The following is a 24905-nucleotide window of genomic DNA, read 5'->3' as shown; positions in this document are numbered from 1 at the left end:
CAAGTCTTAGCAAAAGCTGCTAACACGACCCAGCAAACCGCAGGTTTGCGGTTGAGACGAGGCACGAAGCCGCAGACAGTTCAAAAGTACGGCAAGGCGAAGTAACGACGTATCAAGGGTTGTGTTAGCGGCTCCAAAGAGATAGAGGATTTTTTCGTGAAATTTCAACACATCGCCCCCCTGCTGATCCTGGCCGCCGCCGGCGGCGCCTGTGCCGACGACAGCTACTACGGCGCCCTGCGGATCAATTCCGCACGCTACAAGGCCCACGACATGGATTCCAGTGCCCGCCCCGGCCTGGGCCGGTTCGTGCCCGGCGACGACTCGCATACCGCCACGGGCGCCTCTCTGGCCCTGGGCTATCGGCTGCCGTCGAACTGGCGCGTGGAAGCCGAGTACACCCTGCCCAGGAACAACGAGTTCACCAGCGGCTCCACCAACTTCCCGGCCAGCTTCAACCACCACAAGATCCGCTCGCAGCGCCTGATGGTCAATGCGTACAAGGACTTCCCCCTGAACGCCCGGTTCTCGCTGTACGGCACGGCCGGCCTGGGCCTGGCCCATCTGCAGTCCAGCGGCTGGCAGGGCAATCCGGGCCGCCAGTACTTCGGCGACTCCCAGAACAATCTGGCGTACGCGGTGGGCTTTGGCGTCACCTATTCGCCTGCCCGGAAAGTCAGCATCGACCTGGGATGGCGCTATGTCGACATGGGCAAGACCCAAAGCGGCGCCAACAACTTCGCCAACGTGCGCCGCCTGCAGGACGAGCAGATGCGCGCCAAGCTGACTTCCAGCGAAATCTCGGTCGGCCTGCGCTACAGCTTCTGATCCTCTCCGGCGCGAGCAAAGAAAAAGCGGCCTCAAGGCCGCTTTTTTTGGCGATGCGAAACGGCGCCTACTCCACACTCAGGCCGATGGCGCGTACCAGCTGCGCCACGCGCACATCGTCGCTGCGGATCTGCCGGGCAAAGACCTGCTGGCCTTCGCCTACGGGCGTGATGCCCTGCTGCAGCAAGGCCTGGCGCAGTTCCGGCTCCTTCAGGGCGCGGTCGGTATCGCGGGCCACGGCCTGGACCACGGCAGCCGGCGTGCCCTTGGGCGCGAACAGGCCGAACCAGGCACCGGCCTCGAAGCCCTTGTAGGTCTCGGCCAGGGTCTGCACCTGGGGCAGCAAGGGGTGGCGCTGCAGGCCCGAGACCGCCAGCGCCGTGAGCTTGCCGCTCTGGATCTGCGTCAGTGCGGGCGCCACGGCCACCAGCATCACATCGACCTGGCCGGCCAGCACGTCCTGCAGGCCCTGGGGGCCGCCGCGATAGGGAATATGCGTGGCAAAGAATCCGGCGCGCTGCTTGAACTGTTCCATGGCCAGGTGCTGCGCGCCGCCGGTGCCCGACGAGGCATAGTTGACCTGGCCCGGATGCGCCTTGGCAAAGGCCACGAATTCCTTGAGCGTCCTGTAGCCCTTGCGCGGGTTGGCCACCAGCACGAAATCGGACTGGCCCAGCTTGGTCACCGGCACCAGATCGTTCCTGACGTCATAGGGCAGGTTGCGCTGCACATTGGGCATGATGGTGATGGCGCTGTCGCCGCCGACCAGCAGGGTATGGCCGTCGGCAGGCGCCCTGACCACGGCATCCACGGCCGCGACACCGCCGGCCGCGCCCTTGTTCTCCACCACCACGGCCTGCTTCCACTCCCGCGAAACCAAGCTGCCCACCTGGCGTGCCAGCAGGTCGGGCACGCTGCCCGCGCCGTTGGCCACCACCAGCTTGACGGGGCGCACCGGAAATTCCGGCTGCTGGGCCATGGCCGCGCCCTGCACGCAGGTTGCGGCCAGCAGGGCCCAAGCGGTGCGATTCAGAAAGCGGGGCAGGTTCACGGCAAACTCCTTGGCGAAGGAGCGATTGTCAAAACAACTGCTTATTCTTCAAAATATCGTTTTCTAATTTTTTAATATCAAAAAAGAATTAGTGGTATTTCCCGGGCTCCTGCTGCTGTCCGGATTGCAGCAACAAAAAAGCCTTCTCGCATGGGAGAAGGCTTTTTGATGGGCAGCCGGCGCTTAGCTGCATCGGGGAGGCTGACGGGGCCTTTTTTTACAGCAGGCGCGCCTTCACGCTCTTGCCCTTGACGCGGCCCGCATTGAGCTTGGCGCAGGCTGCCGAAGCGATCCTGCGGTCCACGGCCACATAGGTGGAGAAATCGTTGACGCTGATCTTGCCGATCTGCTCGCGCGCATAGCCGAAGTCGGCGCACATGGCTCCCATCACGTCGCCCGCGCGGATCTTTTCCTTGCGCCCGCCGATGATCTGGATGGTCATCATGGGCGGCAGCAGCTCGCCGCCGGCGGTGGGCGTGAGTTCGGCCAAGGGATGGAACTCGGAAGCGCGGCCCTGCAACTGCTCGATCTTGCCCACGCTGCCCATCTCGTCCATGCTGACCAGATTCAGCGCCAGGCCCTCGGCATCGCCGCGGCCCGTTCGGCCGATGCGGTGGATATGGACCTCGGGGTCGGGCGTGACATCCACATTGATGACGGCCGACAGGTCGGCAATGTCGAGGCCGCGTGCCGCCACGTCGGTGGCGACCAGCACGCTGCAGCTTTTGTTGGCGAACTGCACCAGCACTTCGTCGCGCTCGCGCTGCTCCAGCTCCCCGAACAGCGCCAGCGCGCTGAAGCCCTGGGCCTGCAATGCGGCCACCACATCGCGGCATTGCTGCTTGGTGTTGCAGAAAGCGATCGTCGACTCGGGGCGGAAATGCGCCAGCAGGCGCGCCACCACATCGACCTTCTCGCGCGCTTCCACCTCGTACCAGCGCTGCGCGATCTTGCCCGCGCTGTGCTGCGCCGCGACCTTGACCGTCTGCGGATCGCGCATGAAGCGCTGGGCCAGGCCGGCAATGCCCTCTGGGTAGGTGGCGGAGAACAGCAAGGTCTGGCGCTCGGCCGGGCACTGGCGCACCACGGTCTCGATGTCGCCCAGGAAACCCATGTCCAGCATGCGGTCGGCTTCGTCCAGCACCAGGGTCTTGAGATGGCCGATATCGAGCTTGCCGCGCTCCATCAGGTCCATCACGCGGCCCGGCGTGCCGACCACGATGTGGGCGCCGTTTTCCAGCGAAGCGATCTGGTTGCGCGAAGGCACGCCGCCATAGACGGTGACGACCTTGATGTTGTCCTGCGCGCGCGCCAGGCGGCGGATTTCGGTGGCCACCTGGTCGGCCAGCTCGCGCGTGGGGCACAGCACCAGGCCCTGCACGGCAAACCAGCGCGGGTTCAGGCGCTCGACCATGGGCAGGCCGAAGGCCGCGGTCTTGCCGCTGCCCGTGCTGGCCTGGGCGATCAGGTCCTTGCCCTGCAGCGTGAGCGGCAGGCTGGCGGCCTGGATGGGCGTCATCTGCGCATAGCCGAGCTGCTGCAGATTGGCCAGCATTTCGGCAGACAGGGTCAGCGCCGAAAAAGCGGTGGGGTCAGTGGCCTTGGCGGCGCCGGAGGAGGTATTCATGGGGCTGAATTATCCCGGGACTGGGTTCGCCCGGCCATGCGCCTCACACAAGACCTTCACTGCATCTGCTGCAGATTCCCGATGCGCACCAGCATCTCGGTGAACATCTGCATGTCGGTGCGCAGGTCGGGCAGTTCCTGGTATTCGAGCGCGTTGTGGGCCGTGTACTTCTTGCCGGGCATGGCGGGTCCGAAGTTGATGGCGTTGGGCATGAACTTGGCGGTGGTGCTGCCGGCCGTGGGCACGGGCTTGGCATCGAGGCCGGTGGTATCGCCGAAGATGTTGAGCAGCGTGGCCAGCCAGGCGCCCCTGGGGTCGCGCGCCATCCAGTTGCCCTGGGTGTACTGCACCGCCACCGGCACCTTGGCGGCCTCGCTCCAGCGGGCGATGCCCTGCTCGACCTCGGCGCGCAGCTGCTCGGGCGTCTTGCCGCGCGGCATGCGCACGTTGGCGGTGACTTCGAGCTTGCCATCCACGGCCTGGATGAGGTTGGGCGACAGCGTGAGTGGGCCCATGAAGTCGTCGGCATAGGCGACGCCCAGCTGCCTGCCGAAGTAGTCGAGGCCGAACACGCCGTTGATGTAGCGCACGGCCTGGCTGTACTGGTTGGGCCCTACCAGCGCCGCTCCCGCGGGCATCAGCGTCTGCTGCAGGAACAGCGCCAGGCGCGGCACGGGGTTCACGCCCTCCTCGGGGCGCGAGCCGTGGGCCGAGGCACCGGTGACCTTGACGGTGACGGCGCCGCTGCCCGGCTGCACCTCGATGGCGAACTTGCCCTGGGCCTGGTGCTCGGCGATGAATGCGTCCTTCGCATCGTTCAGGCGCTGCGCCACGGCGGCGAGCGCCGCCGCATCGCCGGCCGAGATGGTGGCGGTGGCCGTCTGCGCGATGGCATTGGCCGAGGCCGCGCCCGCCATGGCGGTGATGGCGGGTCTGGCGGCATCGGCGGACGCATCCACGGGTACAGCGGCGAACACCGCCTTGAGCGCGCCCGAGCCCTTCTCGGCGACCACGGCCGGGTACTTGCTGTCGAGCACGATGTTGTACTCGGGCAGCCGGGTCCTGGCCTGGTAGTACTTCATCGCGTCTCCGCCGGTCTCCTCGGTGGTCTCGATCATCAGGCGGATGCCGCGCGCCAGCGGCAGGCCGCTGTCCTTGACGGCCTTCATCGCGTGCAGCACGGTGGCGATCGAGCCCTTGTCGTCGATGGTGCCGCGGCCGTAGAGCCGGTCGCCCACGCGCGTGACCTCGAAGGGGTTGATCTGCCTGCCGTCCAGCACCCATTCGGCGGGCACCACCGGCACCACGTCGGCATGGGTGAGGATGCCGAACTCCTCACCGTCCTTTCCTGCCACGGTCGCGGGCAAGGTCACTTCGAAAATGCGGTTGTCCACGTTGCGGTAGCGCAGGCCGAAGTCGCGGGCCATGGACTCGACCAGCTTGCCGAAGTCGAGGATGGCCGGGCTCTCGTGCGGCGGCACCTTGGCGTCGCGCACCGTGGGCAGGGCCACCATGCGCTGCAGGCTGGCAAGCACCGCAGCTTCCTGCGTGAGGCGGGTATAGGCGCCCAGCAGCCGCGCCACATCGGCCAGCTCCTCACCGGAAAGCGCATCGCCGCGGGCATGGCGCTGCACGGCCACAGCCACCGAGGGCTGCAGCTTGGCAGCCTGCTGCGCAAAAGCGGCAAAGGAACGGGGTGCGGGCTGGGCCAGCAGCGCCTCGAGCGCGGGCTTCTTCAGCGTCTGTGCATGGGCCGGCAGGCCGCAGGCCAGGGAAGCCGCCAGTGCGATGGCAAACAGGGAACGGTTGCGGAAGTTGTTCATGGATGGATTCGGCAAGTGAAAGAGCCTGTCATGCCAGGGCTGCGGGCTCGATGCGCAATGGAATGGTCACAGGACCGTCGTTGACCAGATGCACCTGCATGTCGGCCGCGAATTCGCCGGTCTGCACCAGCGGATGCATCTGCCGCGCCCGGTCCACGAAGTACTCATACAGGCGACGCCCCTCTTCGGGCACTGCCGCTCCGGTGAAGCTCGGCCGGTTGCCGCCGCGCGTGTCCGCGGCCAGCGTGAACTGGCTCACGACCAGCAGGCCGCCCGCCACATCCTGCACGCTGCAGTTCATCTTGCCGGCCTCGTCCTGGAAGATGCGCAGCTTGAGCAGCTTGGCCAGCAGCCTGTCGGCCTCCTGCTCGCTGTCGCCGCGCTCGGCGCAGACCAGGGCCAGCAAGCCCTGCTCTATCCGTCCGGTGATCCGGCCTTCGACTTCCACCCGCGCGCTGCGCACACGCTGTATCACACTGATCATGCCACCCCACCTGTTGGAATCTTTTCACACCTGCCCTGGCGCCGCGGCCTGGGCATCCGGTTCCGCCGCAGCCGCGGCGGGTTCGGCCGCCGTCTCGCTGGCCGTGGCCATGCCCAGCGGCAACACCTCGATGCGCGCGTACAGGCCGGGCACGGCCTGCAGCAGCGCCGCCTCGATCTCGGTGCGCAATTGTGCCGCGCGCTGCACGCTCCACTGGCCGGGCACATGCATGTGCAGGTCGACAAAGCTGCGTTCGCCGGCCTGGCGGCTCGAGACATTGTCGAAGACCACGCCATCGACGCTCCGGGCATAGCCGTCCAGCAACGTGTCGATCTTCAGGCGCTGGGGCGCGCCCAGCGCCTGGTCCATCAACCCCTGCGAGGACTGCCAGACCAGCTGCGCGCCCTGCACGCAGATGTGGGCCGCCACGCCCAGGGCCACCAGCGCATCCAGCCACAGCCAGCCGGTCCAGGCCGCGGCCAGCAGCCCTCCGACAACGCCCACCGAAGTCCAGACATCGGCGAACAGGTGCTTGGCATCGCCGATCAGCGCCATGGAGCGGTATTTGCGCGCCGAGCGCAGCATGACCCAGGCCAGCAGGCCGTTGAACCCCGTGCTGACCAGCGACAGCACCAGGCCCCAGCTCAGCTGCTCCAGCGGCTGCGGATTCCACAGGCGCGACAGCGCCGCCCAGGCAATGGCCAGGCTCGCTCCTATGACCAGCACTCCCTCGAAGCCGGCCGAAAAGTATTCGGCCTTGTGGTGCCCGTAGGGATGCTCGGTATCGGCAGGCCGCTTGGCCACGGTGACCATGGTCAATGCGAACATGGCGCCGGCGAGGTTCACGAAGGATTCCAGCGCATCGGACAGCAGCCCGACCGAGCCTGTCAGCCACCAGGCCAGCGTCTTGAGCACAATGGTGACCACGGCCACCACCACAGACAGGCGCAGCAGCTTGTGGGGCTGCATCCAGTCGTCAGGATCCGGGGAGGAGAATGATGAAAGCGTCATATGAGACATCATCGGATATTTTTCATGGCAAGAACCCGGGCAACTCGCATGCTGGCTCGCCTCCCCGCAAGCGAAAAAATGCTGGTGCAAAGAACGCAGTTGGGTAAACATTTGTATCAGCGGCATGCCGTTCTGATAAAAAGCCATGATCTCGCAATAAATTCAATCGGCTGAGGAGGCGCAGCCCATGAAAGACAGCGACTCCATATTGCAACTGATCGCGGACACCACGCCCGCCCTGCTGGCCTATTTCGATGCCAGGACGCTGCGCTGCCGCTTCGCCAACGCCAGCTATGCCAGTTACTTCGGCTTCACGATACAGAGCATCGTGGGCCGGACCGTGCAGGAAATCGCCGGCGATGCCGTCTGGCAGGAAGTTCAGGCCTATTTCCCGCGCGTGCTCGTGGACCGGCAGTCCGTGCGCTACACGCGCAAGGTGGAGCGCGACACGGGAGAGACGCAATACCTGGAAACCGTGCTGCGCCCCCACATCGACAACGGCGAATTCAAGGGCCTGGTGGCCCTGGTCACGGACGTCAGCCATCACTACCGCATGGCCCAGCAGATGCGGGCCAGCGAAGAGCGCATGCGCAAGTTCGCCGAGATCACCACCGAGGCCATCGTGGTGCACCAGGGCGGCATCATCATGGACGGCAACGATGCCCTGGCCCGGCTGACCGGCTATCCGCTGGACGCGCTGCGCGGACGCCATGTGCTGGAATACATCGCCCCCGAATACCGCGCCCAGGCCCTGGAGCACGGCCGCAGCGGCGGCGAGGACTGCTATGAGTCCATGATCGTGCACAAGAGCGGGCGCCATATTCCGGTGGAGGTGGAGGGCAAATCCATGCCGGGTGCGGAGCGCGATTCGCGCATCGTGCTGCTGCGCGACCTGACCGCCAGCCGGCAGGTGCAGGAGCACATGGACTTCCTGGCGCAGCACGACCTGCTGACCCGGCTGCCCAACCGGGCCCGCCTGAACCAGCTCATGAAGAATGCGCTTGCGCAGGCCACGGTCCGGCAGGAAAGGCTGGCCATCCTGTCGATCGACATCGACCATTTCAAGGCCGTCAACGACTCGCTGAGCCACCATGCGGGCGACCTGCTGCTGTGCGAAGTGGCACGGCGCCTGAGCGCCACGGTCCGCGCCCAGGATATCGTCGCCCGCATGGGCGGCGACGATTTCGTGGCGGTGCTGACCGGCGACCCGACCCCGCAGGAAGCCGAAGCCATGGCCACCCGTCTGTGCCAGGCCATCGAAGCGCCCTGCGACATCGACGGCACCCAGTTCGTGGTGTCGCTGAGCATGGGCATTGCCATGTTCCCCGGCAACGGCGACACGCCCGAGATGCTGCTGGGCAATGCCGAGGCCGCCATGCACATGGCCAAGGACATCGGGCGCAGATCCTTCCAGTTCTATACCTCCACGCTGGAGAGCCGCTCCACCCGGATGCTGATGCAGGAGCAGTTGCTGCGCCGCGCCGTGGAGCAGGGCGAGCTGGAACTGCACTACCAGCCGCAGATCGCCACCGCCGACGGCACGCTGACGGGCCTGGAAGCGCTGGTGCGCTGGCGCCATCCGCAGCGCGGCCTGGTCTATCCGAACGAATTCATCGGCCTGGCGGAAGACCTGGGCATGATCTCCGAAGTCGGCCGCTGGGTGCTGCGCGAGGCCTGCCGCCAGGTCAAGGTCTGGCAGGATGCCGGTTTTCCCGTGGTGCCGGTGGCCATCAATCTTTCCGCGCAGGAATTCCTCCAGCGCGACGTGGCCCGGGATGTGGCCGAAGCCCTGTGGGAAACAGGGCTCGAGGCGCGCTACCTGCACATCGAGCTGACGGAATCCACGCTGATGCAATCCGGCGGGCAGATGTCCGACACCCTGCACGCGCTCAAGGCCCTGGGCGTGAGCCTGGCCATCGACGATTTCGGCACCGGCTATTCTTCCCTGGCCTACCTGCGCCGCCACCCCATCGACAAGCTCAAGATCGACCGCTCTTTCGTCACCGACGTGCCGCGCGATGCGGACGCCACGGCCATCGTCAACGCCATCGTGCAGATGAGCCACAGCCTGCACCTGCAGATCGTGGCCGAAGGCGTGGAGACGCAGGAGCAGCTCGACCTGCTGCGCAGCCTGCACTGCACGACGGCGCAAGGCTATCTGATTTCCCGACCGTTGCCGGCCGACCAGACCCAGGCCTGGATGTCGCAACACCTTCACAAGTCCTGAAGAAAATAGTGCATGACCCTGCATACCCCCGCCTCCTCGCTTAGAACCAGCACCACCATGCACACCGATGCGCAGCAGGCGCTCGAGCATGTGCAGCAGCTTTATCGCGAACAGATCGAGCATCTGCGCTCGGCCATGCAGCGCTTCGTGGCCGGGGAGACCCCGGTCGCTCCCGTGCATGCCTACTACCCGTTCGTGCGCCTGAAGACCACCACCGTGGCGCGGGCCGACACCAAGCTCACCTACGGCTTCGTCGAAGGCCCGGGCACCTACGAAGCCACGCTCACGCGTCCCGACCTGTTCGCCCATTACTACGGCGACCAGTTCCGCCTGCTCATCCAGCACCACGGCGTGCCGCTGGAAGTGGGCCTGAGCGACAAGCCCATTCCCATCCATTTCTCGTTCGCCGACAACGACTATGTGGAAGGCACGCTCTCGGCCGAGCGGCGCCTGCTCATGCGCGACGTGTTCGACCTGCCGGACCTGGAGTCCATGGACGACGGCATCGCCAACGGCACCTGGCGCGCCCAGCCCGGCGAGGCCCTGCCGCTGTCGCTGTTCACCGCGCCGCGCGTGGACTACTCGCTGCACCGCCTGCGCCACTACACGGGCACGGCGCCCGAGTGGTTCCAGAACTTCGTGCTGTTCACCAACTACCAGTTCTACATCGACGAATTCATCCGCCTGGGCCATGCCGAGATGGCCAACGAGAACAGCGAATACATCGCCTTCATCGAGCCCGGCAACGTGGTCACGCGCCGCAAGGGGCTGCCGGCAGAAACGGTGGACGAACTGGGCGCCGCTCCGCCGCGCCTGCCGCAGATGCCCGGCTACCACCTGGTGCGCGCCGACCACAGCGGCATCACCATGGTCAACATCGGCGTGGGCCCGGCCAATGCCAAGACCATCACCGACCACATCGCCGTGCTGCGCCCGCATGCCTGGATGATGCTGGGCCACTGCGCGGGCCTGCGCAACAGCCAGCAGCTGGGCGACTATGTGCTGGCCCATGCCTATGTGCGCGAGGACCATGTGCTGGACGAGGAGCTGCCGCTGTGGGTGCCGATCCCCGCGCTGGCCGAGATCCAGGTGGCACTGCAGCAGGCCGTGGCCGATGTCACGCAAATGGAGCGGGCCGATCTCAAGCGCATCATGCGCACCGGCACCGTGGCCAGCACCGACAACCGCAACTGGGAGCTGCTGCCCGACAACCTGCCCCAGCGCCGCTTCAGCCAGAGCCGCGCCGTGGCGCTGGACATGGAAAGCGCCACCATCGCGGCCAATGGCTTCCGCTTCCGCGTGCCCTACGGCACGCTGCTGTGCGTGAGCGACAAGCCGCTGCACGGCGAGATCAAGCTTCCCGGCATGGCGAACCACTTCTACCGCGAGCGCGTGGACCAGCATCTGCGCATCGGCATGCGGGCGGTGGACATACTGCGCGAAGGCGGCTCGGACCGCCTGCACAGCCGCAAGCTGCGCAGCTTCGACGAAGTGGCCTTCCAGTAAGCCCTTGCGCCATGCCACCCCTCGACTTCTTTTCCATGACGGCGGTGGTGGCAGTCAACCTGCTGGCCATCGCCTTCGTGCTGCCCTGGAGCATGGGGCACCAGGTCGATGCGCCGGCGCGGCATGCCCAGCGCTTTTTCCTGCTGCAGGGGCTGGCGTGGATCGTGATTCTGGTGGCCTCGCGCCATCCTGTCCGTCCCTGGATCGACATACTGCCGTTCCTGGCCGCCAGCATCTCCATGTGGGCGCTATGGCAGCTGAGCCGGGCGCTCGTGGGCTGGCTAGGACCGCGGTCGCTGCTGCTCGAGCGCGGCCTGCTGCTGATGTGCATGGCCGGCCCGCTGGGCTTCGTGGTGCTGGTCAACCACATGGACTATCGCCTGGCCTGGTTCAGCCTCTGCCATGGCCTGGGCGTGGCCCTGGCGGCCTGCATGGCGCTGCGGCCGAGAAAGCGCGTGGCGCGCGGCTGGCGCTACATGATGTTCGGCATCGGCATGGTCATGGCCGCCAGCCTGCTCATGCGCAGCGTGCTGGCCCTGGAGACGCCCTGGCTGCCCTTCTTCACCGCCGACTCGCCGGCCAACCACGGTTTTGCGCTGGTCGCGCCGTTCTGCACCACGCTGCTGCTGATCGCCATCCTCGTGGCCTGGCGCGACGAGGCCAACCAGAAGCTGCGCGACATGGCCCTGCAGGACGCGCTCACCGGCTTGGCCAACCGCCGCAGCCTGGAGACCCAGGGCCAGCACATGCTCAAGCGCGCCATGCGCGAAGGGCTGCCGCTATCGCTGGTGATGCTGGACCTGGACTATTTCAAGGGTGTCAACGACCGCTACGGCCATGTGGTCGGCGACCAGGCCCTGCAGTTGCTGGCGCGCACGCTGCAGAAGCAGACACGGGGCGACGAGCTGGCCGCGCGCTGGGGCGGCGAGGAGTTCTGCCTGCTGGTCTATGCCAGCCCCGACGAGGTGCAGGCCTTGTGCATGCGCCTGAAGTCGGCGCTGCTGCTGGGCTCCCGGCTGGAGCTGGCGTTCGAGCTGTGCTTCAGCGCCGGCTGCGCCCACGCGGAGAGCGTCTGGGAAGGGCTGACGCTGGAGCAGATGCTGGCGCAGGCCGACAAGGCGCTGTACCAGGCCAAGCATCTGGGCCGCAGCCGCTGGGAAACCGTGATCCTTTCCCCCTCCTGATACCACGACGTCGCCGAGGCGGCACGGCGCATGCCCGACTGCGGCGGACGCATCCCCGAACCCCGCTAAGATTTTCAGGTTCTTTCAATACCTGGAGACTGCAATCATGACAATTCAGACCGTAGGCATCGTCGGTGCCGGCACCATGGGCAACGGCATCGCACAGGCCTGCGCCGTATCGGGCATCGACGTGGTGATGGTGGACATTTCGGATGCCGCCGTGCAAAAAGGCCTGGCCACCGTGGCCGGCAGCCTGGACCGCCTGATCAAGAAGGAAAAGCTCACCGAGGCCGACAAGGCCGCCGCGCTGGCACGCATCAAAACCTCGACCCGCTACGACGACCTGAAGTCCGCCCAGCTGGTCATCGAGGCCGCGACCGAGAACTTCGACCTCAAGGTCAAGATCCTCCAGCAGCTCGACGCGCTGCTGGGCCAGGACGTGATCGTCGCCACCAACACCTCGTCCATTTCCATCACCCAGCTGGCCGCAGTGACCCAGCGCGCCGACCGCTTCATCGGCATGCATTTCTTCAACCCCGTGCCCATGATGGCACTGGTGGAGATCATCGTCGGCCTGCAGACCAGCGAAGCAACGCACGCCACGGTCAAGGCCCTGTCCGAGCGCCTGGGCAAGAGCCCCATCACCGTCAAGAACGCCCCGGGCTTCGTGGTCAACCGCATCCTGGTGCCCATGATCAACGAGGCCTTCTTCGTGCTGGCCGAAGGCCTGGCCTCGGCCGAGGACATCGACGCCGGCATGAAGCTGGGCTGCAACCAGCCCATCGGCCCGCTGGCCCTGGCCGACATGATCGGCCTGGACGTGTGCCTGGCCGTGATGGAGGTCTACCTCAAGGAGTTCGGCGACAGCAAGTACCGCCCCTGCCCGCTGCTCAAGGAAATGGTGGCCGCCGGCCGCCTGGGCCGCAAGACCGGCCGCGGCGTCTACAGCTACTGAACGGCCTGCGGCGGCATGGGCCGGCGCGCCCATGCCGCACGTCTTCTGCGCGACTGCGCCCGCCCGCGGCCTGGACTAAGGTCCACGCGCAGGAGACAAGCATGGACATCAACACCCCGCCCCCGCCTCCCGAAGGCTGCATCAGCTGCGAAGTCCGCGGCCATGTGCTGCTGATCGGCATCAACCGCCCGGCCAAGCGCAACGGCTGGACGCCCCCCATGTTCAGGCAGCTGGCCGAAGCCTATACGCGGCTGGATGACGATCCCGAGCTGCGCGTGGGCCTGCTGCACGCCTTCGGCAGCCATTTCACGGCCGGGCTGGACCTGCCCGTGATGGCCGAATTCCTGCGTTCGGGCAAAAAAGCCATTCCCCCGGGCCTGGTCGAGCCCCACGACTACGGCCTGACCGGCTACCGCCGCCGCGCCAAGCCCATGGTGGCGGCGGTCCAGGGCATTTGCTTTACCGTGGGCATCGAGCTGATGCTGGGCGCCGACATCGTGGTCGCAGCCGACGACTGCCGCTTCGCACAGATGGAGGTGCAGCGCTGCATCATGCCCACGGGCGGCGCCACGCTGCGCATGGCCGAGCGCGCCGGCGTGGGCAATGCCATGCTGCACCTGCTCACGGGCGACGAATTCGACAGCGCCGAAGCCTACCGCTGCAATTTCGTGCAGAAGGTCGTACCCGCGGGCCGGCAGCTGGACGAGGCCTGGCGCATTGCCGAGCGCATTGCGCTGCAGGCGCCGCAGGCCGTGGTGGCCACGCGCCTGAACGTGCTCAAGGCCATAGAACTGGGCCAGGCCGCCGCCGTGGCAGACTTCATTCCCGTGCAGCAGCGCCTGGCCCACAGCGAGGACGCGGCCGAAGGCGTGCGCTCCTTTGTCGAGAAACGCCCCGCACGCTTTACCGGCAGATAAGAACCCTCCAGGGAGACAACCATGAGTTCCAAAGGTTTTGCGCGCCAAGCGCTTTTCCCGCTTGCGCTGGCAGCTCTTGTTTCTATAGCTCACGGACAGACGGCGGCCCCGGCCCTGCCCGACCCGGCCAGCACCACGGTCCAGGCCATGGGCTGGATGCAGGGCTTTCCGCCGCCGCCCGACAAGGTCCTCACCTTCGACAATCCCGCCGTCAACGTCTATCCGCGCACGCGCTGGTCCTTCTCGCATATCCGCGAACTGGTGCCCACGGCCAATGTCTGGCGCGGCAGCTCGGCGCCCAGCCCCCTGCCCAGGGCCGCGCGGGCGCCCGACCTGGACAGCGTGCGCTTCAAGGCCATGGGCACGGGCGAGGAGCTGACTTTCGCCCAGTCGCTGGAGCGCAACTACACGGACGGCATCCTGGTGCTGCACAAGGGCCAGGTCGTGTATGAGAAATACTTCGGCGCGCTCACGCCCGAACGCCCGCACATCGCCATGTCGGTCACCAAGTCCTTCGTGGGCACGCTGGCCGCGCTGCTGGCGCACGAAGGCACGCTGGACCCCGGCGCCCCTGTCACGCGCTACCTGCCCGAACTCAAGGACACGGCCTATGGCGACGCCACGGTGCGCCAGGTCATGGACATGACGATCGGCGTGCACTACTCCGAGAACTACGCGGACCCCAAGGCCGAGATCTGGGACTATGCGCGCGCAGGCGGCATGCTGCCCCAGGGCCGCGACTATGCAGGCCCCAGGACCTTCTATGAGTTCCTGCAGACGCTCAAGAAGGAAGGCGAGCACGACCAGGCCTTTGCGTACAAGACCGTCAACGCCGAGGTGCTGGCCTGGGTGGTGCGCCGCGCCAGCGGCAAGTCGCTGGCCCAGCTGCTGTCCGAGCGCATCTGGAGCCGCATCGGCGCCGAGCAGGACGCCTTCTTCATGGTGGACCGCATCGGCACGGAGTCGGGCGGCGGCGGCCTCAACACCACGCTGCGGGACCTGGCGCGCTTTGGCGAGATGATGCGCAACAACGGCCGCGCTGCCGACGGCCGGCAGGTGCTGCCGCGCGCCGTGGTGGACGACATCCGCAACGGCGGCGACCGCGCCAAGTTCGCCAAGGCCGGCTATGCCACGCTGCCCGGCTGGTCCTACCGCAACATGTGGTGGGTCTCGCACAACGCCGATGGCGCCTACACGGCGCGCGGCATCCACGGCCAGACCATCTACATCGATCCCAAGGCCCAGATGGTGATCGTGCGCTACGCGGCCCACCCCATCGCGGCCAACGCGGCCATCGATCCCCTGAGCCTGCCCGCCTACCAGGCCGTGGCCGACGCACTGATGGCCGCCCAGTAGGCGCCAGAAACCGCGGTCCCGACAGCGGACCTGCGCGCTTCATTGCCAACCGGCGGGCGGGCAGGCGCAGCCTCCCGCCCTTCACCTCCAGCCGCGCCATGGCGGCCCTTTGCTCCAGCTGCTTCCCACCCTTGCCCGGGCAGGGTCTTGGTATTTAAATTGCACACAATTAAATTGCCGGCAATAATTCATCCCATGCGAACCGGCCAAGACCTTCTCCCCGATACCTCCGAGCTGCTGCGCCTGGACAACCAGGTCTGCTTTGCCCTGTACTCGGCGTCGCTGGCCATGACCAAGCTCTACAAGCCTCTGCTTGAAGCCATAGGCCTGACCTACCCGCAATATCTGGTCATGCTGGTGCTCTGGGAAGGCGACCGGCTCACGGTCTCGGAGCTGGGCGAGCGCCTGACCCTGGATTCGGGCACGCTCACGCCGCTGCTCAAGCGGCTCGAGGCCGCGGGCCTGCTGGCGCGGCTGCGCGATGCCGAAGACGAGCGCCGCGTGCGCATCGTGCTCACCGAAGCCGGCCGTGCGCTGCGCGCCGAAGCCGAAAAGATTCCCGCCTGCGTGCTGCAAAGCACGCAATGCACGCTTCCCGAATTGCAGGCCCTCACGGGCCAGCTCAGCGCACTGCGCGAGCGGCTGGCGCCGCGCCGCAGCAGCTCCGGCTGACACCGGAGCGCCGATTTCCTCCACCCGCCCGCATGGCCGGGCACTCTTGCAAAGGAAGACACCATGGCACAGCTCGACAAAGTTCTCTACACCGCCCACGCCCACACCACCGGCGGCCGCGAAGGTGCCTCGCGCACCGATGACGGCCGCCTGGACATCCAGCTGTCCCCGCCCGGCGGCGCCGGCAAGGGCACCAATCCCGAGCAGCTGTTCGCGGCCGGCTATTCCGCCTGCTTCATCGGCGCCATGAAGGCCGTGGCCGCACGCCAGAAGATCACGCTGCCCCAGGACCTGTCGGTGGACGCCGAGGTGGACCTGGGCCCCGTGGGCGAAGTGTTCGGCATTGCCGTGCGCATGACCATCCACCTGCCCGGCATGGACAAGGCCGCGGCCCAGCAGCTGGTGGACGCCGCCCACCAGGTCTGCCCCTACTCCAACGCCACGCGCGGCAACATCGGCGTGCAGCTGACCGTCGCCTGACCGCCGGCCTGCTCCAGATCGCCGAACAGGGCACCGGGCGCTGCCGCATAGCGCCCGGTCTGCAGGTCGAACCAGCCTTCGGCCTGCAGCGGCCCGGCGATGTCCTGCGCGGCATAGCGCACCAGCGCCAGCGCCCGCACCTCCACATGCATGGCTTTCCTGGCCACGCCTGCGGCCCCGAGACGCGCCACGGCCTGCCGCAAGGGCATGGCCACCGCATAGTGGCCCAGCGTCACATGGGGCACATAGCGCCAGCCTGCGCGTAGCGCCTCCTGCGCAATGCCGCCCAGCACCGCATGCCAGCGCGCCAGCACACCGGCGCCCTCTTCCACCGCCAGATACGGCACCGTCGTGAAGCTTCCCGCGCCCCGCACCTGCACGGCAAACGGCCCGCTGCCCGATTCCCGCCAATGCGTTGCCAAGCGCGCAATATCGGTCCGCAGCCCGGCATGGCCGTATTCGGCCGGCGCATCCGGCCCGCCGCCGCACAGCCCGCGATAGGCCAGCGTGATGTGCGGCTGGCGCGCATAGCGCGGCAACAGGGCCCGGGCCAGCGCCTGCCGCCCCCGGGCCACGGCGGCAGCCACTTCGGGCACATCGGCGCAGGCCACCCAGACCGCGCACCAGGGGCTGCCCCGGTGCCATTCGGCAAAGTCGCGGTCCTCGCAGGGCTGGGAGATCGGGGGAGCTGCACGCATGGTGTGCCAGTGTGCCAGCGCGCGGCACATGAAAAAACCATAGCTGGCAGCGCCTTGCCTTTCTGGTATCCAGGGCATAAACCATCCACAAGCAAGGAATGGCAAGCGCCCGAAGCTCCCGATTCAAGAGCACACAAAGACGCGACAATGCAGGCATGAGCCCCAACGACGACCATCCCTATGCCGCCCTCACGCCGGACTGCGTGATCGACGCGCTATGCGCCACCGGCCTGCTGCCCGACGGGCGGCTCACGCCGCTGAGTTCCTACGAGAACCGCGTCTATCTCGCGCACCTGGACTCGGGCGAGAAGGTGGTGGCCAAGTTCTACCGGCCCGGCCGCTGGAGCCGTGCGCAGATCGAGGAAGAGCATGCGTTCTCGCAGGAGCTGGCCGATGCCGAGATACCGGTGGTCGCGCCGTTCAAGCTGCTGGACCGCAGCGTGCACGAGCATGCGGGCTTTCTGTTCAGCGTCAGCCCCTGGCGCGGCGGACGCCGGCCCGAGCTCGATGACTGGGAAGTGCTGGAGTGGACCGGCCGCTTTCTCGCCCGCATCCACACCGAAGGCTCGGCCAGGCCTTTTGTGCACCGCCCGACGCTCGACCTGCGCAGCTTCGGCTTCGAATCCATGGGCTATCTGCTGGAGCACGACATGGTGGCGCTGGAAGTGCGCAACCGCTGGGAGCAGGCCTGCGAGCAGGCGCTGCACCTGATCGCACCGGCCGCGGACGGACTCAGCCAAGCCGGCCATTTCGGCCTGCAAAGCGCCCGCCATATCCGCCTGCACGGCGACTGCCATCCGGGCAACATCCTGTGGACGCCGCAGGACGACGAGGGCCGCGGCGGCCCGCACTTCGTGGACCTGGACGATGCGCGCATGGGCCCGGCCGTGCAGGACCTGTGGATGCTGCTCTCGGGCGAGCGCGCCCAGCAGACACAGCAGCTGTCGGCCCTGCTCGAAGGCTATGAGCAGTTCCGTCCCTTCGACCGGCGCGAGCTGGCCCTGATCGAGCCGCTGCGCACGCTGCGCCTGATCCACTACAGCGCCTGGCTGGCGCGGCGCTGGCAGGACCCGATCTTCGCGATCAACTTTCCCTGGTTCGGCACCGCCGACTACTGGCGCAGCCAGGTGGACATGCTCCACGAGCAGATCGAGGCCATCCAGCGGGAGCCTCTGTACGCCTGAAGCATGCCGGGCCCTGGGGGTTTCATGACATCGTCATGTTCGGCAGGCAACTTGCCGGCTTCCGTTTTCATGAGTTCCCCCCATGCTTGCTTTCAAGACACTCACCGCGGCCGCCGTGGCCGGCGCCCTGCTCGGCCTGGGCGCACAGGCCCAGCAGGTGTATCCGGCCACGCTGGCCGGCCATGCCGTGCTGCCGGCCCAGTCCTTTGTTCCGGCTCCCAAGGATGCCCCGGCCGACCTGCAGGCCAGCGGAAAGTTCACGACCGCGCAGCGCACCGAACAGGTGGGCCGCATCGAAGGGCTGTCCAACGGCCGCCCCACGGGCGTTTCGCTGCCCTTCAAGGGCCAGCCGCTGCAAGGCCATTCGGGCATCAAGCACATGGCAGACGGCACGTTCTGGGTGCTCACCGACAACGGCGCCGGCGCCAAGGCCAATTCGCCGGACTTCATGCTCTACCTCAACCACTACAAGGTGGATTTCCAGAGCGGCCGGTTCCAGCGCCTGAAGACCGTGTTCCTGCACGACCCCGACAAGAAGGTGCCGTTTCGCATCGTCCATGAAGGCACGAAGCAGCGCTACCTGACCGGCTCGGACTTCGACCCCGAGAGCTTCCAGTTCGCGGGCGGCGCGCTGTGGATCGGCGAGGAGTTCGGGCCCTATCTGATCAAGGCCGACCTGAACGGCAAGGTGCTGGGCGTTTTCGAGAGCCGGGTGGACGGCAGGCCCGTGCGCTCGCCCGACTATCCGGGCACGGTGGCACCCGGCGCGCCGGACGCGAAGATGTCCGCCTTCCAGATCAAGCGCTCCAAGGGCTTCGAGGGCATGGCCGCCTCCAAGGACGGCAGCAAGCTCTATGCGCTGCTCGAAGGCCCGGTCTGGAACGAGGAGGCCAGGGCCTATGAAGCGGTGGAGGACGGCAGGCAGTTCCTGCGCGTGCTGGAGTTCGACGTGAAGTCGGAGCAATGGACGGGCCGCCACTGGAAGTACGTGCTCGAAGGCAACAGCCATGCCATCGGCGACTTCAACATGATCGATGCCACGACCGGCCTGGTCATCGAGCGCGACAACGGCGAAGGCACGGCCGACAAGGCCTGCCCGCAAGGCGAAAAGCGCAAGGACTGCTTCGACGACACGGCCAGGTTCAAGCGTGTCTACAAGGTGGAGCTGTCCGATGCGAACGCGGGCGGCGAACTGCGCAAGATCGGCTACATCGACCTCATGAACATCCAGGACCCGCAGCGCATCGCGAAGAAGCCGCTGAATGCCGGCGTCTTCACCTTCCCGTTCTTCACCATCGAGAACGTGGACGTGGTCGATGCCAGCCACATCGTGGTCGGCAACGACAACAACCTGCCGTTCAGCTCCAGCCGCGAGCCCAATCGCGCGGACGACAACGAACTGGTGCTGCTGGAAGCCGGCGACTTCCTGAAGGCGCGCTGACCGGACCGCCGATCAGGGCGCTGTTCTTCAGCAGCGCCCTTCGGCCTTGCAGGCGGGCACGGGCTGCCCGCTGGCATCGCGCCACTGGATCTGGCCGGGCTCGGCGGCGGGCTGGACGGGCGCAGCCGGCTCCGCCCTGGCATTGCGCGGGTCGTGCAGCACCGTGGAAGTGCCCACGCCTACGCCGACATTCGCGCCGCCCACGCCCGTGGACGCCCCCACGCCCGCGCTGCCCAGCACCTGGCCGCGCTGGTTCACGCCCACGCCGACGCCCAGCGGCCCGACACCCGTGCCCACGCCGGCGCTCAGGCCGCCGCTGCCCATTCCCACGCCCACCGAGAACGGCCCCACGGGAATGCCCACACCCACGCCGGCACCGACCGAGCCGCAGCCGGCCAGCACGGCCGCCAGCCCCGCGGCCAGGGCCATGCGCCCGATTCCCCTGATTCCTGTCCGCATGCCTGCCATGGCGAATTTCGCGGGCGCCTGCGCGCCCCTTTCCGTGCTTTCGTTCATAGCGTCCCTATCCTGCCGTCCATTGTGACCCGCTTGCGATCCGCCAGCGCCGGCCAAAGTTTCTGCCCGGCTGCCTCGCCGGCATTACCTTCCTGAGGCCGGGGGCTCACGGGCGGCCGCCAGCCGGCGCCGTCCGCCCTTTCTACAATCGCTCCAGCTGAACCCATGCGGTCCCCGGTTCCAGCGCAGGGACGGGGACATGCCGGCCGGCGCAACGCTTTCTCCTCCATTCATCATGCAATCCAAGTGGACGCCCTATCCGTGGGTGTGCTTTTCCATGTGCGTGGGCGTCATGGGCACGGCCCTGGCCAGCCCGCTGTACCCGCTCTACCAGCAGGCCTGGGGCCTGCAGCCCAGCCACATCACGCAGATCTTCGTGGCCTATATGTTCGGCGCGCTGGCCAGCCTGCTGTTCCTGGGCCGGCTCACGGACCGCTTCGGCTTCATGGCCGTGCTGCGCGCGGGCCTGATCCTGATGACGCTGGGCGTGGGCAGCTCGGCCCTGGCCTGGGACGTGCCCAGCTTCTCGGTCTGCCGCTTCGTCATCGGCGTGGCCTCGGGAATGATCACCACCTCGGCCTCGGTGGGCATGACCCGGCTCAACAACAAGGGCGACCTGCAGCGCGCCGCCGCCACGACCAGCCTGACCATCGCCTTCGGCTTCGGCCTCGGGCCCGTGGTGGGCGGGCTGATGGCGCAATGGGTGCCCGCACCTCTGAAGACGGCCTATGTGCCTTCGCTGGCGCTGGGCCTGCTGGCCATCTATGCACTGTTCCAGGTGCGCCTGCCGGCGCAGCCCGCCGGCACGGCAGCCCCGGCCGCCGCGCCGCGCTTCTCGTTCAGGGACGTGCAGCCCGCGCTCTCCCAGCCGCGCAAGCCCTTTTTGCGCCACTACGCGCTGGGCTGCATGGCCGCGTTCTCGGCCTTCGGCATGTTCAGCCTGTTCGCCTCTCTGGCGCCCAGCTTCATGGAGCACATGGTGCCCTGGCACGGGCCCGCGGTCTCGGGCCTGTCCATCGGCATCATCCTGTTCCTGTCGGCCATCGTGCAGCTGATCGCCCGGCCCTATGCGACCAAGGGCGTGGCCATCGCCGGCTTCTTCGCGCTGACGGCCTGCAACCTGCTCCTGCTGGTCAACACCTTCGCGGGCTCGCCCTGGCTGTTTGCGCTGTGCGTGGCCGCCACGGCGGCCGGCCACGGCATGTGCAACCTGGCGGGCATGTCCATCGTCAACAAGGTGTCCAAGCCCGCCAGCCGCACCGGCCTGCTGTCCACCTATCTGATCGTGGGCTATCTGGGCACGATTTTCCCCATCCTGGGCCTGGGCTGGCTGTCGGATGCCATCGGCCTGACGCGGGCGCTGGTCGTCTTCTGCATCTGCCTGGGCCTGCTCACCGCATTCCTGGGCGCCCTGTGCATCCGTGCGCGCGTGCTGCCGGTTCCACGCCAGTAAACCATCTCCCGTGCCCGCTTTGCCTGTGTTCAAGATTCCCCGGCTGCCGCTGAGCGTGCAGGAAGCCGCGCTCGTCGGCGTCACCATGCTGTGGGGCACGACGTTTCTCACGGTGCACACGGCGATGCAATACGCGGGACCGCTGTTCTTCGTCGGCTTTCGCTTCACCACTGCCGGGCTGCTGTGCCTGCTGGTATTCCACCGCGCCATGCGCGACCTGAGCTGGCAGGAAGCCAGGGCCGGTGCCGCCATCGGCCTGTCGATCTTCCTGGGCTACGGCCTGCAGACCCATGGCCTGCAAAGCGTCAGCGCCAGCCAGTCGGCCTTCATCACGGCGCTGTACGTGCCCACGGTGCCGCTGCTGCAGTGGCTGGTGCTGCGCAACGCGCCGCATCCCATGAGCTGGGCGGGCGTTGCCCTGGCCTTCACCGGCCTGGTGCTGCTGACCAGCCCGCAGCCGCTGGCCGGCCTCGAAGGCTTCGCCGGCCTGGCACTGGGCGCGGGCGAACTGGCCTCGCTGCTGGCGGCCTTGGTGTTCGCGGCCGAGATCATTCTGATCGGCAAATATGCGGGCCGGGTGAACCTGCAGCGCGTGACCGTGGTGCAGTTGCTGGTCGGCGGCCTGCTCTCGTTCGCCGCCATGCCCGTGGCCGGCGAATCCGTGCCTGCCTTCTCCTGGGTCTGGCTGGCCTGCGCGCTGGGCCTGGGAACGGCCAGCGTGCTCATACAGCTGACGATGAACTGGGCGCAGAAAGCCGTCTCGCCCACCCGGGCCACGCTGATCTACGCGGGCGAGCCCATCTGGGGCGGACTGGTCGGCCGGCTGGCCGGCGAGATGCTGCCCGCGCCAGCCCTGCTGGGCGCCGCCCTGATCGTCCTGGGTGCCGTGGTCAGCGAGCTGCGGCCGCGCCTGCGGCAATGGGTGCGCTGGCTCCCTCTGCCGCGCCGGTAGCCGGCGCCCCCGCAGCGAAATGCGGCCCCGGACCGGCCGCCGCCAGCGCATCACCCTCGTTGCGCAGCGGGCAGGCCTTGAGCGACAGGCAGCCGCAGCCTATGCAGGTGTCGAGCTGATCCCTGAGCTGCACCAGCCCCGCAATGCGCTGCTCGAGCTGGCTGCGCCACCGTGCCGACAGCGCCGTCCAGTCGGCCTTGTCGGGCACCTCGCCCGCGGGCAGCAGGCTCAGCGCCTCGGCGATCTCGGCCAGCGGCACGCCCATGCGCTGCGCCACCTTGATCACGGCCACGCGGCGCAGCACGGCGCGCGGATAGCGGCGCTGGTTGCCTGCGGTGCGCGCGCTCGCGATCAGGCCGCGCTTTTCATAGAAATGCAGCGTGGACACCGCCACGCCGCTGCGCCGCGCCACCTCGCCAACGCTCAGCTCCTGCAGTGCAGCGGCCGGCGCCGGCCTGCCGCAGCATCCGGCTCCGCCGGCCATTTCTTCATCCTCTTCGCACTGCGCTGTCGATCCCATGCCTGTCCTTGTTGCGGGCCCATGACCGGCATGCCATGGCCCCGGTTTCTGAAGGTCTTGCAAAACACTTGACCTCAAGCTTAGTCGAGGTTGAACAATGCCAGCCAGCTTCCCGCCAAAAGCCCCGCCATGGCGGGCTGCACAACAGCCCAACCGAAAGACCTTATGCCTACCCTGCACAGCACCGACACCCCGACCACGGCCCCGCGCCAATACCTGCAGCCCGCAGGCCTTTATGACTGCAGCCCCAACGGCTACACCCATGTGGTCGCCGTCCAGGAGCCGCTGCGCTGGCTGTTCGTCTCCGGCCAGGGCGGCGAGAATGCGCAGGCCGAGCTGCCCGACGGCTTCGCCGCACAGGCCGTGCAGGCCCTGGCCAACGTCAAGACCGCCCTGGCGGCGGGCGGCGCGCACATGGGCCATGTGACCAAGCTCACGGTGCTCATCGTCGACCACAGCCTGGAGCGCTTCGAGCATTGGCAAAGCAGCGTGCGGCGGCACTGGGGCAGCGGCGAGCCGGGCGATGGCAAGCCGCGCTTTCCGGCCTGCACGCTGATTCCCGTACCCAAGCTGGCCCTGCCCGGCATGCTGATCGAAGTGGAAGCCACGGCCGCCGTGCCCGTCGCGGCGCCCGCGCCGCAAGCTGCCGGCACCCCGGCCGACCGCATCGCCATCGCCGCCTGATCCGTTCACACACCTGCGCTCCATGACCGTACAGACCCCGCAACCGCATACGCAACCGATTCTCCCGCTCTCCACCCTGCTGCTCATGGCCACGGCCTGCGGCCTGTGCGCAGGAGCCAATTACTTCAACCAGCCACTGCTGCACTCCATGGCGCAAAGCCTGCAGATCAGCGATGCCCTGGCCTCCAGCACCGTGACCATGGCCCAGGTCTCCTACGGCCTGGGCCTGCTCTTCCTGGTGCCGCTGGGCGACATGCTGGAGCGCCGCCGCCTGGTGCTAGCGCTCATGCTGCTGGCCGCCTGCGGCATGCTGGCCAGCGGCATCAGCGGGCTGACGGGCAGCTTCGCCCTGCTGGCCGGCGGCACGCTGATGGCCGGCGTGTTCTCGGTCGCGGCCCAGGTGCTGGTGCCCATGGCCGCCACCTTTGCGGCGCCCGGCGCCAGCGGCCGCGCCGTGGGCCTGGTGATGAGCGGGCTGCTGATCGGCATCCTGGCCTCGCGCAGCGTGGCCGGCATCCTGTCCGAACTGGGCGGCTGGAGCACCGTGTACTGGGTGGGCGCCGCCTGCACCGCGCTGATGGCCGTGCTGCTGTCGCGCGCCCTGCCCCGGGCCGCGCCCACGGCCCCGGTGAGCTACGGCGCCGTCATGCAGTCGCTGGCCGTGCTGGTCCGCCAACACCCGCGCCTGCGCAGCCGCGCCCTCATCGGCGGCCTGGGCTTTGCCACGGTGAGCGTGCTGTTTTCCACCATGGCGCTGCTGCTGGCCGGACCGCAATTCCGGCTGTCGGACATGGAGATCGGCCTGATCGGCATCGCCGGCATTGCCGGCGCGCTGATGGCCAATGTGGCCGGCCGCATGGCCGACAAGGGGCTGGAGCAGCACACCACGCTGGCCGGCGCCGTCCTGCTGCTGCTGGGCTGGCTGGCGCTGTGGCTGGGCGGCACCAGCCTGTGGTGGTTCCTGGCGGGCATGCTGGTCGTGGACGGAGCGCTGCAGGCGCTGCACATCAGCAACCAGAACGTGATCTATGCACTGGCGCCCGAGGCCCGCTCGCGCATCAACGCGGTCTACATGACCACGTATTTCATCGGCGCCTCCATCGGCTCGGCCCTGGGCTCCTGGGCCTGGCTCGGCCAAGGCTGGACCGGCACCAGCATCATGGGCCTGGTGCTGGGCCTGGCGACGCTGGCCATGGTGTGCCGGGACCGGCAGCTGGTACACCAGAAGCCCTCGACTCGATAGCTGCCAGCGCCTGCCCCTGCGGGGTCCCAGCACTTTCCCTGGAGATGCCGGGCATAAAAAAAACCGCCATCGCTGGCGGTTTTTTGCAGCGCC

23 protein-coding genes are annotated in these 24905 nt (G+C 67.6%); 15 read left to right on the top strand and 8 right to left on the bottom strand.

All coding sequences use genetic code 11. The annotated features are described in order from the left end of the window. The first annotated feature begins 156 nt into the window (after positions 1-156). The gene (locus Cte04_RS09550; protein WP_066475850.1) at positions 157-828 is read left to right on the top strand and encodes an outer membrane protein; all 672 of its coding nucleotides are present in this window, start codon (positions 157-159) and stop codon (positions 826-828) included. Between the two features lie 67 nt (positions 829-895). On the opposite strand, the gene Cte04_RS09545 is transcribed toward Cte04_RS09550, so the two are convergent. The 5 genes from Cte04_RS09545 to Cte04_RS09525 all read right to left on the bottom strand — a co-directional run bounded on the left by Cte04_RS09545 (position 896) and on the right by Cte04_RS09525 (position 6833). Then, positions 896-1879 carry a Bug family tripartite tricarboxylate transporter substrate binding protein gene (locus Cte04_RS09545; RefSeq protein WP_066475848.1) on the bottom strand — a complete coding sequence of 328 codons (984 nt, stop codon included), beginning with the start codon at positions 1877-1879 and terminating at the stop codon, positions 896-898. 217 nt (positions 1880-2096) lie between these two features. After that, positions 2097-3506, bottom strand: coding sequence for an ATP-dependent RNA helicase DbpA (gene dbpA / locus Cte04_RS09540; protein ID WP_066475847.1), 1410 nt, complete (start codon positions 3504-3506; stop codon positions 2097-2099). A 56-nt stretch (positions 3507-3562) separates the two neighbouring features. After that, positions 3563-5329, bottom strand: a complete 1767-nt coding sequence (locus Cte04_RS09535) for a dipeptidase (protein WP_066475845.1) — start codon at positions 5327-5329, stop codon at positions 3563-3565. Between the two features lie 28 nt (positions 5330-5357). Beyond that, the gene (gene dtd, locus Cte04_RS09530; protein WP_066475843.1) at positions 5358-5813 is read right to left on the bottom strand and encodes a D-aminoacyl-tRNA deacylase; all 456 of its coding nucleotides are present in this window, start codon (positions 5811-5813) and stop codon (positions 5358-5360) included. Between the two features lie 24 nt (positions 5814-5837). Further along, positions 5838-6833, bottom strand: coding sequence for a cation diffusion facilitator family transporter (locus Cte04_RS09525; protein WP_066476196.1), 996 nt, complete (start codon positions 6831-6833; stop codon positions 5838-5840). A gap of 178 nt (positions 6834-7011) precedes the next feature. On the opposite strand from Cte04_RS09525, the gene Cte04_RS09520 reads away from it, so the two are divergent. From Cte04_RS09520 to Cte04_RS09485, 8 genes are all read left to right on the top strand, one after another. Then, a complete protein-coding gene (locus Cte04_RS09520) occupies positions 7012-9051 on the top strand; it encodes a putative bifunctional diguanylate cyclase/phosphodiesterase (RefSeq protein ID WP_066475840.1) in 2040 nt (679 codons plus the stop codon). A gap of 57 nt (positions 9052-9108) precedes the next feature. Next, entirely contained in the window at positions 9109-10557 is a 1449-nt protein-coding gene (locus Cte04_RS09515) for an AMP nucleosidase (RefSeq protein ID WP_066475837.1), read from the top strand. Between the two features lie 11 nt (positions 10558-10568). Further along, on the top strand, positions 10569-11741 hold the full coding sequence (locus Cte04_RS09510; RefSeq protein ID WP_066475836.1) for a GGDEF domain-containing protein: 1173 nt from the start codon (positions 10569-10571) through the stop codon (positions 11739-11741). Between the two features lie 106 nt (positions 11742-11847). Next, complete coding sequence (locus Cte04_RS09505) at positions 11848-12696, top strand: 3-hydroxybutyryl-CoA dehydrogenase (protein ID WP_066475834.1); 849 nt, start codon at positions 11848-11850, stop codon at positions 12694-12696. A gap of 101 nt (positions 12697-12797) precedes the next feature. Continuing rightward, positions 12798-13613 (top strand): crotonase/enoyl-CoA hydratase family protein, encoded by an 816-nt coding sequence (locus Cte04_RS09500; RefSeq protein ID WP_066475832.1) that lies wholly within the window; start codon positions 12798-12800, stop codon positions 13611-13613. Between the two features lie 21 nt (positions 13614-13634). Beyond that, the gene (locus Cte04_RS09495; RefSeq protein ID WP_066475831.1) at positions 13635-14969 is read left to right on the top strand and encodes a serine hydrolase domain-containing protein; all 1335 of its coding nucleotides are present in this window, start codon (positions 13635-13637) and stop codon (positions 14967-14969) included. Between the two features lie 195 nt (positions 14970-15164). Further along, a complete protein-coding gene (locus tag Cte04_RS09490) occupies positions 15165-15641 on the top strand; it encodes a MarR family winged helix-turn-helix transcriptional regulator (RefSeq protein ID WP_066475829.1) in 477 nt (158 codons plus the stop codon). A gap of 63 nt (positions 15642-15704) precedes the next feature. Next, positions 15705-16121 (top strand): organic hydroperoxide resistance protein, encoded by a 417-nt coding sequence (locus Cte04_RS09485; RefSeq protein WP_066475827.1) that lies wholly within the window; start codon positions 15705-15707, stop codon positions 16119-16121. Here Cte04_RS09485 and Cte04_RS09480 read toward each other — a convergent pair. Continuing rightward, positions 16070-16819 (bottom strand): 2'-5' RNA ligase family protein, encoded by a 750-nt coding sequence (locus Cte04_RS09480; protein WP_083526602.1) that lies wholly within the window; start codon positions 16817-16819, stop codon positions 16070-16072. The genes Cte04_RS09485 and Cte04_RS09480 overlap by 52 nt on opposite strands. 155 nt (positions 16820-16974) lie before the next feature. Here Cte04_RS09480 and Cte04_RS09475 point away from each other — a divergent pair, with 155 nt between their 5' ends. Together Cte04_RS09475 and Cte04_RS09470 are read left to right on the top strand one after the other, a co-directional pair. Next, the gene (locus Cte04_RS09475; protein WP_066475824.1) at positions 16975-18003 is read left to right on the top strand and encodes a serine/threonine protein kinase; all 1029 of its coding nucleotides are present in this window, start codon (positions 16975-16977) and stop codon (positions 18001-18003) included. A gap of 82 nt (positions 18004-18085) precedes the next feature. Next, entirely contained in the window at positions 18086-19444 is a 1359-nt protein-coding gene (locus Cte04_RS09470) for an esterase-like activity of phytase family protein (RefSeq protein ID WP_066475822.1), read from the top strand. Between the two features lie 27 nt (positions 19445-19471). Here the strand turns inward: Cte04_RS09470 and Cte04_RS09465 are convergent, their stop codons facing one another. Beyond that, positions 19472-19873 carry a hypothetical protein gene (locus Cte04_RS09465; protein ID WP_245633334.1) on the bottom strand — a complete coding sequence of 134 codons (402 nt, stop codon included), beginning with the start codon at positions 19871-19873 and terminating at the stop codon, positions 19472-19474. Between the two features lie 322 nt (positions 19874-20195). Here Cte04_RS09465 and Cte04_RS09460 point away from each other — a divergent pair, with 322 nt between their 5' ends. After that, a complete protein-coding gene (locus Cte04_RS09460; protein ID WP_245633333.1) occupies positions 20196-21413 on the top strand; it encodes an MFS transporter in 1218 nt (405 codons plus the stop codon). Positions 21414-21423: 10 nt separating this feature from the next. Continuing rightward, entirely contained in the window at positions 21424-22365 is a 942-nt protein-coding gene (locus Cte04_RS09455) for a DMT family transporter (RefSeq protein ID WP_066475820.1), read from the top strand. Here the strand turns inward: Cte04_RS09455 and soxR are convergent. Next, positions 22304-22849 (bottom strand): redox-sensitive transcriptional activator SoxR, encoded by a 546-nt coding sequence (gene soxR, locus Cte04_RS09450; RefSeq protein WP_083526599.1) that lies wholly within the window; start codon positions 22847-22849, stop codon positions 22304-22306. The two genes, Cte04_RS09455 and soxR, sit on opposite strands and share 62 nt — an antisense overlap. Positions 22850-23050: 201 nt before the next feature. On the opposite strand from soxR, the gene Cte04_RS09445 reads away from it, so the two are divergent. Further along, positions 23051-23569, top strand: coding sequence for a RidA family protein (locus Cte04_RS09445; RefSeq protein WP_066475818.1), 519 nt, complete (start codon positions 23051-23053; stop codon positions 23567-23569). A 22-nt stretch (positions 23570-23591) separates the two neighbouring features. Further along, positions 23592-24812: an MFS transporter gene (locus Cte04_RS09440; RefSeq protein ID WP_066475811.1), complete on the top strand. Its 1221-nt coding sequence runs from the start codon at positions 23592-23594 to the stop codon at positions 24810-24812. The last annotated feature ends 93 nt before the right edge of the window (positions 24813-24905 follow it).

The organism is Comamonas terrae (assembly GCF_001544075.1).
GTDB lineage: Bacteria > Pseudomonadota > Gammaproteobacteria > Burkholderiales > Burkholderiaceae_C > Comamonas > Comamonas terrae.
The sequence above is the reverse complement of the archived record's forward strand: the minus strand, read 5'-3'. Positions and strand labels throughout refer to the sequence as shown.